The following is a 15,934-nucleotide window of genomic DNA, read 5'->3' on the forward strand; positions in this document are numbered from 1 at the left end:
GGAACGGCGGGCAAGGTGAGGGATTCCGAGGTTTGTGTAGGAACTTTTATGGTGGTCCTAGGAGCCTAATGCCCAAGCTGGACCGGGCAGCGCCCTCCGGCTATCAGGCCGCCATCGCCAGCAAGCCGGCTCCTACAGGGGGCATTACCAAAACGCGCAATGATGCTGTTCACCTGCGCGCCAGCTCAGTTCGTGACCAGCAGTTCCGGACCGAGGTAGTCGTTGATGTGGTTGATATCATCGTCGCCCAGACTGCCCACCGACGAGGCCAGGCGCAGGCGTGACATCAAGTAGCGCAGCTTGGCCTCGAACAGATCATGGCGCGCAACGAAGAGCAGTTCCTCGGCATTGAGGACGTCCGAGTTGGTGCTGGTGCCGCCTTCCATGAAGCCCTTGCGTGTCGAAGTCAGTGAGCGTTCGTTGGACTCCACGGCTCGCTCCAGCGCGTGAATGCGTTTGGCGCCGCTCTGTACGCCGGCATACTCGCGGGTGGTTCCAGAGATGACTTCCTGTCGCGTGGCGTCGAGTTCGTCCAGGGCCTTGAAACTATTGGCGCTGGCCTGGCGTGTCAGCGCGCTGGTACCGCCACCGTTGTACAGCGGGAAATTGACTTCCAGTCCGATTGAGCCGTAGCGGTTGCGTTGATTGAGCTCGGAGATTGATTGGCTTTCGCCCGCGGTGTAGCCCGCAACGAAATCCAGTGTCGGCCAGTGGCCAGCCCTGGCGCGCTTCACTTCTTCTTCAGCGAGGTTGCTGCTATGTCGGCGCGCGTGGATCAGCGGGCTATCGGTCTGAGCCTTGATCAACCAGTCCTGCAGATTGCTCGGTAGCAGCGGTGGCGTATCGAAGGTCGGACGCAAGGTGGTCAGCGATTCGGGGGTTTCTCCGATGTATTCCTCAAGCTTGCGGCGCGCATTGATCAGGTTGTCCTGCGCTTCGATCAGCTCGGCTTCGGCGAGGTCGCGGCGAGCGACCGACTCGTCGATGTCGGTGATGGTGCCAGCCCCCAGCTCCATGCGCCGTTTCGCCGAGGCAAGTTGTTCATCGAAGGCGCTCAGTTTGGACTTGGCGAGGACGATGGTTTCGCTGGCCAAAAGCACGTCGAAATAGCTTTCGGCGAGGCGCACCGCGGCGTCCTGGCTCTTGGCATCGAACACCGCGACGCTGTAGTCGGCACGCTGTTTACCCTGGCGGTACTCGGCCATTTTCTGTTTGTTGAACAGCGGCTGGCGCAAGCGCACGTTAGCGCCTTTGGAGTCGTAGTCGAGATCCCTTTCAACGCCGCTCTGGCGCTGGTTGCCATTGACCTTGTTGTCGTAGGCCGAGGCACTGATCTGCGGTAGCAGGCCGGCCTGGCCGATGGCGCGGTTTTCCAGTCCGGCCTCTTTTTCATGCACGGCGGCTCGGTAGATAGGGCCCTGGTACTGCAACAGATCCCAGGCTTGTTTGAGGTCCATGGCGCTGGCCGGGAGGGACAACGCTAGCAGGCAGAAAAACAGGCAATGACGGTCCATTTCATTGTTCCTTGAAGGAGCTGTCGACACGTTCGAGCATTGGTTTGAGAAGATAGCTCATCAAGTTGCGCTCGCCAGTCTTGATGGTGACGCTGGCGGGCATACCGGGACGAATGTGATTGCTGCCAAGCAGGCTCATGCCATCGGGCGTCACTTCTACCTGAGCCAGATAGAACGGTTGCTTGCTTTCTTCGTCGAGCAGGCGATCGGCGGAGACGGTCTTCACGCGGCCGGGTATGTTGGGTGTCTGGGCATGGTTGAAGGCCGGGAAGGCGATGTCCACGGCCAGGCCGGGGATCATCTTGTCGATGGCCTGCACGGGAATCATCGCGTCGACCTGCAGCGGTTCGTTGTCGGGCACGATTTCCATGATCTTGAAGCCGGGCTGAATGATCCCGCCGACGGTAGCAATGGCCAGGGACTGGACGATGCCATCGATCGGCGAGCGAATCACCGTGTGGGTCACTTCATAGTCCAGCGCACGCAAGCGGTCGGCCAGGGTGGTGTTTTCCTTGGCGGTGTCGGTGAGCTGCGATTCGACTTCCTTCTGGTAATCGTGTTGGCGCTGCAGGATGCGCAGCTTGATTTCGGTGGTCTGGCTACGTATGCGAGCGATGTTATTGAGGTTCTCGGCCTGGCCGGCGGAGAGGTCGGCATTGCTGCGTTCCAGCTCAAGCAGGCGGTTGCGCGGCACATAGCCTTCGGCCGCCAGCACGCGGGTGCCTTTGAGTTCCTGGTTGAGGAAGTTGATCTGCGAGGCGCGGGCGCCATACACCTGCTGCAGGCCCTTGAGCTGCACCGCCGACGCCGCGAGGTTTTCCTGCAGGATGCTGATTTCGCCAGCGAGGCCGGCGCGCCGGGTGTCCAGCAGGCGTTGTTGCAGATTCATGGCGGCCACCAGGCGGTGGTCATTCCCGAAGCGCTTGAGCAATTCGGGATCGTAGTTCACCACATCGCGGCCATCACGTTCCGCTTCGAGGCGGTTTTCCACCGTCTTGCTGACGATGTACTGGGCGCTGACCGCACCCTGTTCGGCAACGGCGCGCAGCGAGTCGAGGCGGACCACCTCCTGACCTTTTTTCACGGCATCACCTTCGCGAACAAGAATGGCCTCCACGGTGCCGCCGCTCAGATGCTGCACGGCTTTGCGATTGCTGGTGACTTTCACCGTGCCTGTCGCCACCACGCCGGCATCCAGCGGCGCCAGCCAGGACCACAGGAGAAAGCCGCCGAAGCCGGCGAGCACCAGCCACATGCCCCAGCGCATGGGTTTACCGACGTCCAGATCCACCACGTGCCTGGGATCGATGTGGATCATCTCGGTGTGTTGGCTCATTTGCATGATCGGTTACTCCCGTGCTTTGACGGAGGCCAGCGGAGTTGACGCGCCTGCAGGCATCACACTGGCCTTGCGCAGCGCTGCGAATACTTCGTCGCGAGTACCGAGCATCTGCACGCCGCCGTCACGCAGCATCAACACCTTTTCGACGGCGCAGAGCACATTGGGACGGTGGGAGATCAGAATGACGGTGGCGCCACGGCTTTTGAGTTGGGAAAGCGCATCGACCAAAGCCTTTTCACCGACGTCGTCGAGGTTGGCGTTCGGCTCATCCAGCACAATCAGATTGGGCTCTCCATACAGCGCGCGGGCCAAGGCGATGCGTTGCTTCTGGCCACCGGAAAGCGGGCTGCCATCGGTGCCCAGACGGGTTTCGTAACCCTGCGCAAAACGCAGGATCATCTCGTGCACTCCAGTGGTTCTGGCGGCGCGGATGACCGCGTCGCTGTCCACTTCACCGAAGCGCGCAATGTTGTCGGCGATGGTGCCCTCGAACAGCTCCACGTCCTGTGGCAGGTAACCGAGCCAGGGGCCAAGTTCGCCCTTGTTCCAGGTGAATATATCCGCGCCGTCCAGGCGCACCTTGCCGGCCTGTGCCGGCCAGACGCCGACCAATAGGCGGGCGAGGGTTGATTTGCCCGAGGCGGATGGACCGATAATGCCAAGGCTTTCGCCGGGGGAAAGATTGAAGCTCACCCCGCGCAGAATCGTGTTGCCGGTGCCGGGGGCGCCGGCATACACATTCTCCACCGCCAGCATGCCCAGCGGCCGCTGCAGCGACATGCTCGGCGGCCGGCGCGGATAGTCGTTCAGCATTTCGTTCAAGCGGCCCCAGGCCGAACGGCAGCCAAGCAGTTGCTTCCATGACGCGATGACTTGTTCCACCGGGCCCAGCGCGCGGCCGGTGAGGATCGAGCAGGCAATCATCATCCCGGGGGTGATCTTGCCTTCAATCGCCAACAGCGCGCCGGCACCGAGGATCAGCGACTGCAAAGTGATACGCACGAAGCGCCCAATGCTGCTGATCACGGCGGCACGGTCGGAGGCCAGGGTCTGCATTTCCAGAATACGCAAATGGCTCTGGTACCAGCGCTTGCCAATCGACGGCAACATGCCCATGGCCTCGATGACTTCGGCGTTGCGCAGGTTGTTGTTGGCGTAGCTGGCGGAGGAGAGGGCGGCCTGATTGGCTTCGGCCAGCGGCTTTTGCGTGGCCTTCTCGGTGAGATAAGCCAGGCCCATCAGAATCAGCGAGCCGATTAGCGTGATCAGGCCCAGCAGCGGGTGGATCAGGTAGGCGACCAGCAGGTAGATCGGCGTCCATGGCGCATCAAAGAAAGCGAACAGGCCATTGCCGGTGAGGAACTGCCGCACCTGCGCCAGATCCTGCAGGGCCTGGGCGGGATTACCTCCGGCGCGGTTCAGGTTGCGCTCGAATGCTGCGGTGAAAATGCGTCGATTGAGGTCCATGTCGAGGCAGTTGCCGACCCGGATCAGTACGCGGGTGCGGAACATTTCCAGCGTGGACATCAGCAAGAACAGACCGATCACCAGAAAGGTCAGCATCGTCAACGTTGTGACGTTGCGACTGACCAACGCTCGGTCATAGACCTGCAACATATAAATAGCTGGCGTCAACATCATGACGTTGATGACCCCGCTGAACGCCGCCAGCGAGTAAAAACTGCGGCGAAGACGAAAGAGTGCGTCAGCCAGTTCGGATCGGGTGCTCGACTGTTTGTGCATTGTGGCTGTCCCCTCTTCGAAAAGCCGTTTGCCCTTGCGGCGCAACAGCTAACAGATGTAATTCCGCAGGCAGCCGTCGATAGGCAGGCTGTTCGCTCTAGGGCGAATCTCCTGCAAATTTCTGCGTTGCTCCCATGGCAGCAGCGTAGGTGGCGGCGAAACAACCTGAAATAACATTTCGCTCTAATGCTGCGTCGAACTATCTATAAGTCTATTAAAAACAGTCAGTTGAAATGTCAAACGCCGATCGTCCGGTTTGTGCGTCGTAAAATTGACAATTTTTTGCTATGCACCTTTAGTCTTATTCATTCACGGCACCGTCCGCCTGAAGCCTGTCAACTCTTTGGCAACGCAAGGCGCAGAGTTCTTCCGAGGGAACACACCATGTCGGTCATTTCGTTCTTCTGCAGAGGGAAGGGGTTGTCAAGGAAGTCCGCCCTGACAAGTTTCCATGGCCCACCCGGGGCTCGGGTTCGCTCTGCCTGATCGCTCCGCGAGCCATTTCTTCCGCGAACTCCAGGCGCGCACCCAGGGGGGCCGTGTAACGGCTTTGCCTTCCCGCGCCAGCTCTCGCAAAAAAAATGAACCAACACACTGCGCAAGTCAGCACCTGACTGGGCGTGGGCGGATTCTTATCGTCCCGTGTCCTTCCCCAAAGAGATCGAGGGCAAGCAAAATGGCCAATTTCAACAAGTCCGACCTGGAGTTCATCCTTAAGCAAATCTTCATCGCAGAGGCGCATGCCGACGGCACCAGCCTCAGTGATTTGCTACCCAACAGTCAGGTGCCATTCGGCCTGCGTACCGTCGATGGCAGCTACAACAACCTGGTCGCCGGGCAAAGTGAATTTGGCGCTGCGGACAATTCGTTCTTGCGCCTGCTTGATCCTTCGTATCAGGCGGCGTACGCCGGGACAGGGTCGGTGATCGACCCGCAGCCACGGATTATCAGTAACCTGATCAATGATCAGACCGCCAACAACCCGGCCGCGGTGGCGGCGAACGGCGGTGCCGACCCGGTGATCAGCCCAGGTCCCGATGGTGTGTTCGGCACGGATGACGACAAGCAAGTGTTCTTCATCCCCAACCAGTCGCCAGACGCCGGTCTGACCGCCGGCTTCAACTCGTGGATGACCTTCTTTGGCCAGTTCTTCGACCACGGCCTCGACCTGCTCAGCAAGAGCAGTACCGACATCGTGTTTATTCCGTTGCAGCCGGACGATCCGTTGTTCGTACCGGGCAGCCCGACCAATTTCATGGTGCTGCCACGGGCAGTGCGAACAGCCGGCGCGGACGGCATTGTCGGCACTACCGATGATGGCCAGCCCAACACCACCTCGCCGTTCGTAGACCAGAGCCAGACTTACAGCTCGCACCCTTCGCATCAGGTGTTTCTGCGCGAGTACGTCCTCAACGCTGCAGGTGACCCTGTTTCTACGGGGCGCTTGATTACCAACCGCGATCTGGGCGCCGATGGCAAGTTCGGCACTGACGATGATGGGGGCGCCGAAAATGGCGGCATGGCGACCTGGGCCGTGGTCAAGGCTCAGGCCCGTGACATTCTCGGCATCAACCTGACCGACGCTGATGTGCACAACGTGCCGCTGCTGGCGACCGATGCCTATGGCACGTTCATCCGGGGCCCGAGCGGCATGCCGCAGGTGGTGATGCGCATCAGTAACGGCGCTGACGGTATCGCCGGGACGGCTGATGACGTCACGCAACTGGTCGAAGGCAACCGGGATGCTCCGATCAGTCTGGGCAGCGCCGTGAGCACCGGGCATGGCTTCCTCGACGACATCGCCCACAATGCCGCGCCGGTCGTCGTCGGCGGAGTGCTGCAGGCGGATGCTGACCCCGATATCGGCAATGCGCAGCCGCCGGGTCCGGGTGGCAGCAACCTGACCTACGACAACGAACTGCTCGACGCTCACTACATTGCCGGCGATGGCCGGGCGAACGAAAACATCGGCCTGACCGCCGTGCACCATGTGTTCCACTCCGAGCACAACCGGCTGGTCCAGCAATCCAAGGAAACCATTCTGGCCTCCGGCGATCTGGCGTTCCTCAATGAGTGGCTGGCCGACGACGTCGCCGCGATACCGACGACACCCGCCGAAATCGCAGCCTTGGTGTGGGACGGCGAACGCCTGTTCCAGGCCGCCAAGTTCGGCACCGAGATGCAGTACCAGCATCTGGTGTTCGAGGAGTTCGCGCGGACCGTTCAGCCGCAGATCGACGAATTCCTGGCCCCCAACGGCTATGACACCTCAATCAACCCGGCCATCCTCGCCGAGTTCGCGCACGTGGTGTACCGCTTTGGTCACTCGATGCTCACCGAAACAGTCGATCGCTTCGACCCCGAATTCAACCCGCTGCTCACTGACCCGAACAACCCGGACTCGCAAATGGGGCTGATCGCGGCCTTCCTTAACCCGTTGGCGTTTGCCGGCAGCGGGGCGACTGCGGACGAAGCGGCAGGGGCGATCATTCGCGGTGTGACCCGCCAGCTCGGCAACGAGATCGACGAGTTCGTCACCGAAGCGTTGCGCAACAATCTGCTCGGTCTGCCTCTCGATTTGCCGGCCCTGAACCTGGCGCGTGGCCGCGACACTGGCATCCCCACGTTGAATGAAGCACGCCGTGAGTTTTACGAATCAACCGGCGACAGCCAACTCAAGCCGTACATCAGTTGGACTGACTGGGCGGACAACCTCAAACACCCCGAGTCGTTGGTCAACTTCATCGCGGCTTATGGCACGCATGACACGATTACGGCGGCGACCACGCTGGCAGGCAAGCGTGATGCAGCCCTGGCGCTGGTATTCGGCGGTCCCGGTGCGCCGGCTGACCGCCTGGACTTCCTCAATGGCAGCGGTGCCTGGGCCAACGTGTCGCGGGCCGGCGCGGATGGCGTACTGGGTACCCTGGACGACGTGACGGGTGTGACCATCACCGGCGTCGATGACATCGACTTCTGGGTCGGTGGCCTCGCCGAGCAGAAAATGCCGTTCGGCGGGATGCTCGGCTCGTCGTTCAACTTCGTATTTGAAACGCAGATGGAGGCGTTGCAGAACGGCGACCGCTTCTACTATCTGTCGCGCGTCGCGGGCCTGAACTTCGGCACCGAGCTGGAAAACAACTCGTTTGCCAAGCTGATCATGCTCAACACCGATGTCACCCACCTGTCGAACACCGTGTTCCTGACGCCGACGTTCACACTCGAAGTGAATCAGGCCAATCAGTTCACCGGCCTTGGCGTTGGCGGCCGCGCCGATCCAACGGGCGGCCTCATGATCAACGGCGTGGAAATCGTGCCGCTGGTGATTCGTGACAATCCCGACACCGTGGGTGGGGACAGTAATTATCTGCAATACACCGGTGAAGACCATGTCGTCCTCGGCGGCACCGCCGGCAACGACATCATTATCTCCAGTGAGGGCGATGACACCGTTTACGGCGACGGCGGCAACGATCGGCTCGAAGGCGGGGCCGGGAACGATGCGGTACTGGGCGGCGCGGGCGACGACATCATCACCGACTCGTTCGGCGACAACCGTCTGGAAGGCAATGCCGGTAACGATGTGATCGTGGCCGGTAGCATGCTGGTGGGCGGCAACCTGATCCTGGGCGGCGATGGCCAGGATTTCATCATCACCACCGAGGACGTCAGCCTGACCTTCGGCGGCCAGGGTGACGACTTCATTCTGGGTGCCAAGACCAACTTGCCAGCGACCGGCAACGAAGGCGATGACTGGATTGAAAAGGGCACCCAGGACGGCGCGCCTGGCGATAACGCCTCGCCGTTGCTCAATGACGATGTGATCGGCAACGACATCTTTATCGGTGGTGGTGGCTTCGACGAAATGATCGGCGAGGGTGGCGATGACATCTTTGTCGGCAGCGATGCCCAGGACAACATGGACGGCATGTCCGGGTTCGACTGGGTGACCCACAAGAATGACAGAGTCGGCGTGACCGTTGACCTGACCATGGCCGCGCTGGCGCAGCCGCACGGCAACGCGCCAAACCAGAACAACGGGCCGTTCAATCCGGTCGGCGCGTCGCCGGCCTCGATCCTCGATCGTTTTGCGGAGGTCGAAGGCTTGTCCGGTTCGCAATTCGGCGATGTGCTCAAGGGCGATAATGTTGATGCGGTCACTATCGTCGACCACGGTGGTGCCACGGGCAGTGCGTTGACCAACGTGGCTTTGATCCGCGGACTGGAGCAGTTTCTGGCCGATGCCGGTTTGCCCACCACCGGCTTTGCCACGGGCAACATCATCCTGGGTGGCAATGGCAGCGATCTGATCGAGGGTCGCGGTGGTGATGATCTGATCGATGGCGACAAATGGCTCAACGTCAGGATCGCGGTGTATGACGCCGGTGACGTCAATCATACCGGCCCCGAGATCGCCACCTTCGACAGCATGGTCGATATGATCCCGTTCATGCTCGACGGCACCTATAACCCGGGTCAGCTCAAGGCCGTGCGGGAAATCCTGCCCGGCACCTCGACGGGCGGAGCGGCCTTCGACACAGCCATTTTCTCCGGGCTTCGGTCCGAGTATGTGGTGACGCGTGACACCCGTGGCACGACCGATGTGGCGGATGATGTCTGGACGGTGACCGATACCGAAGTGGGGCGCGATGGCACCGATACCTTGCTGCATATCGAACGCTTGCAGTTCGCCGATACCCAGCAAGTGCTGGTGGCGGGGAATGCACAACCGCTCGGCAGACCCACCGTCACGGATGGAAACGGCGGCGCAATCACAGTGGGCGACACGCTGACGGTGAACGTGGCCGGGGTGCGCGATGCGAACAACATCGCAGTGGGTAACCTGCAGGGTTTTATCAACAATGCCTCGGTGTCCTACTATTGGCAGTTCGAAGCCGACCCCGGCACCGGCGTGTTCGAAGACATCATTCTGCTGCCTGCCGGTGACCTGGCGTTCCAGAGCGCCGACGGCACCACTTTCAAGGTCTCGCCTGATCTTGCCGGGCTGTCACTGAGGGTCAAGGCGATCTATCAGGATGGTCATGGCACGACTGAAGTGCTGTTCTCGCAGCCGACTGCCGTGGTGGAACCCGGTGTGCCGGTTGTGCCGACGGCGCAGACACCGGTAGTCAATGCCACCGAAGGCGGCGAGGGCCTTCACATGGTCCGCTCCGACCTCAACTTCATTCTTGATCAGATCAAGATTGCCGAGGCGGACGCGGCCGGTCAGGACATCCTCTCGCTGATCCCGAATATCCGCGCGCCATTGGGCCTGCGTGCGGTCGATGGCTCGAACAACAACCTGATGAACCTCAATGGCATCAACAACACCGAGTATGGTGCCGCCGACAACCTCTTTCCGCGCGTGAGCGATCCGGTTTTCAATCCCGCGGAAGGTGCGCCGGCCGGCTTCTTCGGCCCCGGCTCGCCGGCCATTCCGGGATCGTCGTATCAGCAGACCAGCGGCTCCGTGTTTGATTCGCAGCCGCGCACCATTAGCAATCTGATCGTCGACCAGACGTCGAACAACCCGGCGGCTTATGCCACGGCTTACGATCCGGGTGCGGACGGTGTGCTCAACTACGGCGCGACGGGTAACGACGACGTGCTCAAGGATGGCACGCGGATCGTCGCCAGCCCCGGCATGGATGGTCAGTTCGGTACGGCCGACGACCATGATGTGTACCTGTTCGAGAACACCGCGCCGGACGCAGGGTTGTCCGCGCCGTTCAACGCCTGGATGACGTTCTTCGGGCAGTTCTTCGATCATGGGCTGGACCTGCTGACCAAAGGCGGTTCGGGCACCATCTTCATCCCGCTGCAACCGGATGATCCGCTGTATGTGCCAGGGGGCAACACCAACTTCATGGTGCTGACTCGCGCGACCAATCAGCCAGGGGCGGACGGCGTTCTCGGCACCGCCGACGACATCCGTGAACACACCAACACCACGTCGCCGTTCGTGGACCAAAACCAGACGTATAGCTCGCACCCGTCGCACCAGGTATTCCTGCGCGGTTATGAGCTGACCGATAACGGCCCGATAGCGACAGGCCGGCTGATCACTAATCGTGACCTGGGGACGGATGGCAAGTTCGGGACTTCAGACGACAGCGAAATCGGTGGCATGGCGACCTGGAAGGTGGTTAAGGCGCAAGCCAATGACATCCTGGGTATCCGCCTGACCGATGCCGACGTTAGTAATTCGCCGCTGTTGGCGACCGACGCCTATGGCAATTTCATCAAAGGGCCGAACGGCTTCCCGATGGTCGTGATGAAGGGGGCTGACGGCCTTGGCGGCACGGCTGATGACGTGCTGGTCGAAGGCAATCCGCTTTCCCCGATCAGCCTCGTCAACGCGGTGCGCACCGGTCACCAGTTCCTCGCCGACATTGCCCACAATGCAGCGCCGGTGTTCAGCGGTGGCGTGCTCGTGCCTGACGCGGATTCCGATATTGGCAACGCAGTGCCGGTCAACCCGCAGACCGGGGCCAACCAGGCCTATGACAACGAGTTGCTGGATGCGCACTACATCGCTGGCGACGGCCGGGTCAACGAGAACATCGGCCTGACCGCTGTGCATGCGATCTTCCATGCCGAGCACAACCGGCTGGTCGCGCAGACCATGGACACCGTGCTCGATTCGGCTGACCTGGCCTTCCTCAACGAGTGGCTGCTGACGCCGGTGAACGGGTTGCCCGCCAACCAGGCCGAGATCGATGCGTTGGTGTGGAATGGCGAGCGCTTGTTCCAGGCTGCCAAGTTCGGCACCGAGATGCAGTATCAGCACCTGGTGTTCGAGGAGTTTGCCCGGACCATCCAGCCCAACGTCGACCTGTTCTTTGCACCGACCCAGGTTTATGACGTCGACCTCGATGCCTCGATCGTCGCCGAGTTCGCTCACACCGTGTACCGGTTTGGCCACTCGATGCTGACCGAGACCGTCGATCGCTACGACGGCAATTTCAACGTGGTTGGCGATCCGAACAGCGCTGATCCCGATCAGCAACTTGGTCTGATCGCGGCGTTCCTCAACCCGTTGGCGTACGCCGCCAGTGGCGTGACGCCAGAGGATGCGACCAGTGCGATCATCCGTGGGGTGACTCGGCAAGCCGGTAACGAAATCGACGAGTTCGTCACCGAAGCGCTGCGCAACAACCTGCTCGGCCTGCCGCTTGACCTGCCGGCGATCAACATCGCCCGTGGCCGCGATGTGGGGATTCCCTCACTCAACGCGATCCGCCGCGACATCTACAGCCAGACCGGTGATACCCAACTCAAGCCGTACACCAGCTGGGTCGACCTGGTGCAGCACCTCAAACATCCGGAGTCGTTGATCAACTTCATCGCGGCCTATGGCACGCACGGAACGATCCTCGCGGCAACCACGCTGGAGGACAAGCGCGCTGCAGCCCTGGCGCTGGTATTCGGTGGCACGGGTGCGCCGGCCGACCGTATGGACTTCCTCAACGGTACTGGCACTTGGGCCAACGTGACGCGGGCCGGCAAAGATGGTGTGCTGGGGACGGCCGACGATTTGAGAGGTGTGACCGTTACGGGCGTCGATGCCATCGATCTATGGATCGGCGGCCTGGCCGAAGAGAAAACTCCGTTCGGCGGCATGCTCGGCTCGACGTTCAACTTTGTCTTCGAGAACCAGCTGGAAAAACTGCAGGACGGTGACCGCTTCTACTACCTGGAGCGTACCGCTGGCCTGTCGATGAATGCCGAACTGGAAAGCAACTCGTTCGCCAAGCTGATCATGGCCAACACCTCGGCCACGCACTTGCCGGGGCTGGTGTTCTCGGACCCGGCGTTCTATTTGGAAAGGGACCAGAGCAAGCAGTACAACGATGGCCTGGGCAACGCCGATCCGCTTGGCGAAAACGGCGAGCAAGTGGTGTTCCGCAACAACCCGCTGACCGCGGGGCCGGACGCCAACTACATCAAATACATCGGTGAAGAGCACATCGTGCTGGGCGGTACCAACGGTACTGACATCCTCATCGCCGGTGGTGGCGATGACACCGTCTGGGGCGACGGCGGCAACGATCGCATCGAAGGTGGTGACGGCAACGACCAACTGCGCGGTGGTGCCGGCGACGACATCATCACCGACCGCGGCGGCGACGATAACATCCAGGGTGGCGACGGCAACGACGTGTTGCACGGTGGCAACGGCGTCAACCTGATCATTGGCGGGTTCGGCAATGACTTCATCGTGACCGGCGAGGACGCCTCCGAGGCCATTGGCGGCCACGGTAATGACTTCATTCTGGGCAGTAAAGCCAACGAACAGGACATGGGCAACGAAGGCGACGACTGGATCGAGAAGGGCACTTCGGACGGTGCACCTGGCGACAACTTCGACCCGCTCGGCAACGACCCGATAATCGGCCACGATGTGTACATCGGCGGTGGCGAGAACGATAAGTTCAACGGCGAAGGCGGCGACGACATCATGGTCGGCAGTCTCGGCTTCGGTGACCGCTATATCGGCGGCTCCGGCTATGACTGGGCGACCTTCAAGGGGCTCGCCCAAGGCGTGACCATTGACTTCACCGACCGCTTTTTCGATGTACCGCCGCTGCCGGGTTCGGGGGCTTCGGCACTGGTGCGGTTCGACATCATGGAAGGTCTGTCGGGTTCGTCCCACGGTGACTTCCTGCGTGGTGACAACGAAGACGCCGAATCGCTGCCCACTGCGGGCGCAACCGGCAGTGTGTTGACCAACATTGACCTGATCGACGGCCTGGCGGATCTGCTGCCCGCCGGAGCGACGTTCTTCAATGGCGGCAACATCATCCTCGGTGGTAGCGGCAGTGACCTGATCGAAGGTCGCGGGGGTGACGACATCATCGATGGTGACAAGTGGCTGAACGTACGCATCAGCGTACGGGCGAACGCTGATGGCACTGGCGCGGAAATCGCCACGTTCGACAGCATGGAGCCGCTGGTGCCGTTTATGCTGAACGGAACTTACAACCCTGGCCAGTTGGTCATCGTGCGGGAGATTCTGACCGGCAATGACCGCTTCGACACCGCGCTGTTTTCCGGTACTGCCGGGGAATACGGCATCGAGATCGATGGCGACACGGTCATCGTGACCGACTCGGTGGCGGGGCGTGATGGCGTCGATCGCCTGACGGGCGTCGAGCGTCTGCAGTTCGCTGACGTTGCACAGGCGTCCGGCGTGGGCACCGCGCAAAACAACGACCCATCGGGGCATCTGGCAATCCTCGATGCTGCCACCGGTGTGCGTGACAATACGCCGGTCGCCGGCCAGTTGTTGCGCGTCAGCGATCGGGCGGTACACGACGCGGACAACCAAAGCGTGACCAATCCGACCGGCGCCGTGACCGGTGGGGTGGCTTACTACTGGCAGGTCGAAACCATTGCCGGCTCGGGCGTCTATGACGACATCACCTTCCTTGCGGCTGGCGAGGCATCGCGGGCGATCGGCACCACCTACCGGGTGACGGACGATGTGGCGGGTCTGAACATCCGCGTCCGGGCGGTGTATCAGGATGCCAAGGGCACGCTGGAGATCGTCGACTCTGCCGGGAACAGCACGCCGACCGAAGGGCCGACCGTTACCGGGCTGGCCGTGCAGAACCAGCTGTTGACCGCTGACCCGGCGAGCATCATCGATGTCGATGGCCTGAGCAATCCGCAGTTCACCTACCAGTGGCAGGCGAACGACGGGCTGGGCTTCGTAAACATCAACGGTGCGACTGGCAGCACGTTCGCACTTGGTCAGGCACAGGTCGGCCAGGAAGTGCGCGTGGTGGTCGGTTACGTGGATGATTTCGGTGTGGCCGAAAGCGTTTCGTCCAACATCCTGGGGCCGGTGGACAACGTCAACGATGCACCGACAGGCGCGTTGCTGATCAGCGATACGACGCCGGATCAAGGGCAAGTGTTGACTGCCCAGACGGCTGGGATTGCCGATGTGGATGGGCTGGGCACCTTCAGCTTCCAATGGCAGCAAGGTGTCGGCGCGTCATTCACTGACATCAACGGCGCGACCGCTGCAACCTTCACGCCCGGTGCGGCGCAGGTCAATCTGCAACTGCGGGTCATCGTGCGCTACACCGATGGCTTCGGCTCGCTGGAGTCACTGATCTCCGCAGCGACGGCGGCGGTGGTGGCAACCAGTGGCGTGGTGTTGCAGGGTGACGCCTTGGCGAACACCCTCACCGGCACCGCGTTCAACGATGTGCTGCTTGGCCTGGGCGGGAACGATACGCTGAATGGCCTGGCCGGTATTGACCAGTTGTTTGGCGGCACTGGCAACGACATCCTCAACGGCGGAGACGACAACGACATCCTCAATGGCGAGGACGGCAACGACACCCTCAACGGTGGGCTCGGCGCGGATGCCATGAACGGTGGTGCCGGCAACGACACGTTTGTGGTCGACAACGTCGGTGACCTGGTCACCGAGGCACTGGGTGGCGGTACTGATCTGGTGCAAACCAGCCTCACGAGCTACCAACTCGGTGCCAACGTCGAGAACCTGACCTACACCGGCGCCGGTAACTTCACTGGTATCGGTAACACGCAGGCCAACACCATCACCGGTGGGGTGGGTAACGACCTCCTTAATGGCGGTGCGGGTGCTGACCGGATGGTAGGGGGCGCCGGCAACGATACCTACGTCGTCGATGCAGCCGCAGATGTGGTGGTCGAGGTGGCGGGTGGCGGCACGGACACCGTGCAGACTTCGCTGGCCGGCCACACGCTGGGCGCTAATGTCGAGAATCTGACCTACACCGGAGTCGGCAACTTCGCCGGCAATGGCAACGGGTTAAACAACGTCATCACCGCCGGGGTGGGGAATGACACCCTCAATGGTGGCGGCGGCAACGACACCCTCACCGGTGGTGATGGGGCGGATGTCTTGAATGGTGGAACAGGCAACGACACGCTGCTCGGTGGTGCCGCCAACGACACATTGTCGGGTGATGCAGGCAATGACTTTATCGATGGCGGTGCTGGCAACAATACGGTCACTGGCGGTGCCGGTAACGACGTGATGGATGCCAGCAGTGGCAACGATATCTTCATGTTCGCAGCGGGCTTCGGGACCGATCAGATCATCGGCTTCGATGCCAACGCGGTGGGAGGCCAGGACCGGCTCGATATTTCCGCGTTCGGCGTCACTGCTGCGACCTTTGCCGGCACTGTCATCATCACCGATGTCGGTGCGGATACCTTGATCAGCTCCGCAGGAGCTGACTCCATCCGTCTGGTCGGTGTGGCCGATGCAACAACCGTCACTGCCGCAGACTTCATTCTCGCCACTTGAGGTCCTGATCAGAACAGTCACAAG

General features: G+C 61.4%; 4 protein-coding genes. 1 reads left to right on the forward strand and 3 read right to left on the reverse strand.

Features of this window, described 5'->3' with window-relative positions; all coding sequences use genetic code 11:
- Positions 1 to 185: 185 nt before the first annotated feature.
- Genes ACYZT9_RS11475 through ACYZT9_RS11485 form a run of 3 tightly spaced genes read right to left on the reverse strand, consistent with a single transcriptional unit; the run spans position 186 to position 4,599 of the window.
- A complete protein-coding gene (locus tag ACYZT9_RS11475; protein ID WP_462009875.1) occupies positions 186 to 1,514 on the reverse strand; it encodes a TolC family outer membrane protein in 1,329 nt (442 codons plus the stop codon).
- A gap of 1 nt (position 1,515) precedes the next feature.
- On the reverse strand, positions 1,516 to 2,856 hold the full coding sequence (locus ACYZT9_RS11480) for an HlyD family type I secretion periplasmic adaptor subunit (protein ID WP_462009876.1): 1,341 nt from the start codon (positions 2,854 to 2,856) through the stop codon (positions 1,516 to 1,518).
- Positions 2,857 to 2,862: 6 nt separating this feature from the next.
- Positions 2,863 to 4,599 carry a type I secretion system permease/ATPase gene (locus ACYZT9_RS11485; RefSeq protein WP_462009877.1) on the reverse strand — a complete coding sequence of 579 codons (1,737 nt, stop codon included), beginning with the start codon at positions 4,597 to 4,599 and terminating at the stop codon, positions 2,863 to 2,865.
- A 676-nt stretch (positions 4,600 to 5,275) separates the two neighbouring features.
- On the opposite strand from ACYZT9_RS11485, the gene ACYZT9_RS11490 reads away from it, so the two are divergent.
- The gene (locus ACYZT9_RS11490) at positions 5,276 to 15,910 is read left to right on the forward strand and encodes a peroxidase family protein (RefSeq protein ID WP_462009878.1); all 10,635 of its coding nucleotides are present in this window, start codon (positions 5,276 to 5,278) and stop codon (positions 15,908 to 15,910) included.
- Positions 15,911 to 15,934 lie beyond the last annotated feature (24 nt).

The organism is Pseudomonas sp. ZT5P21 (genome assembly GCF_054897785.1).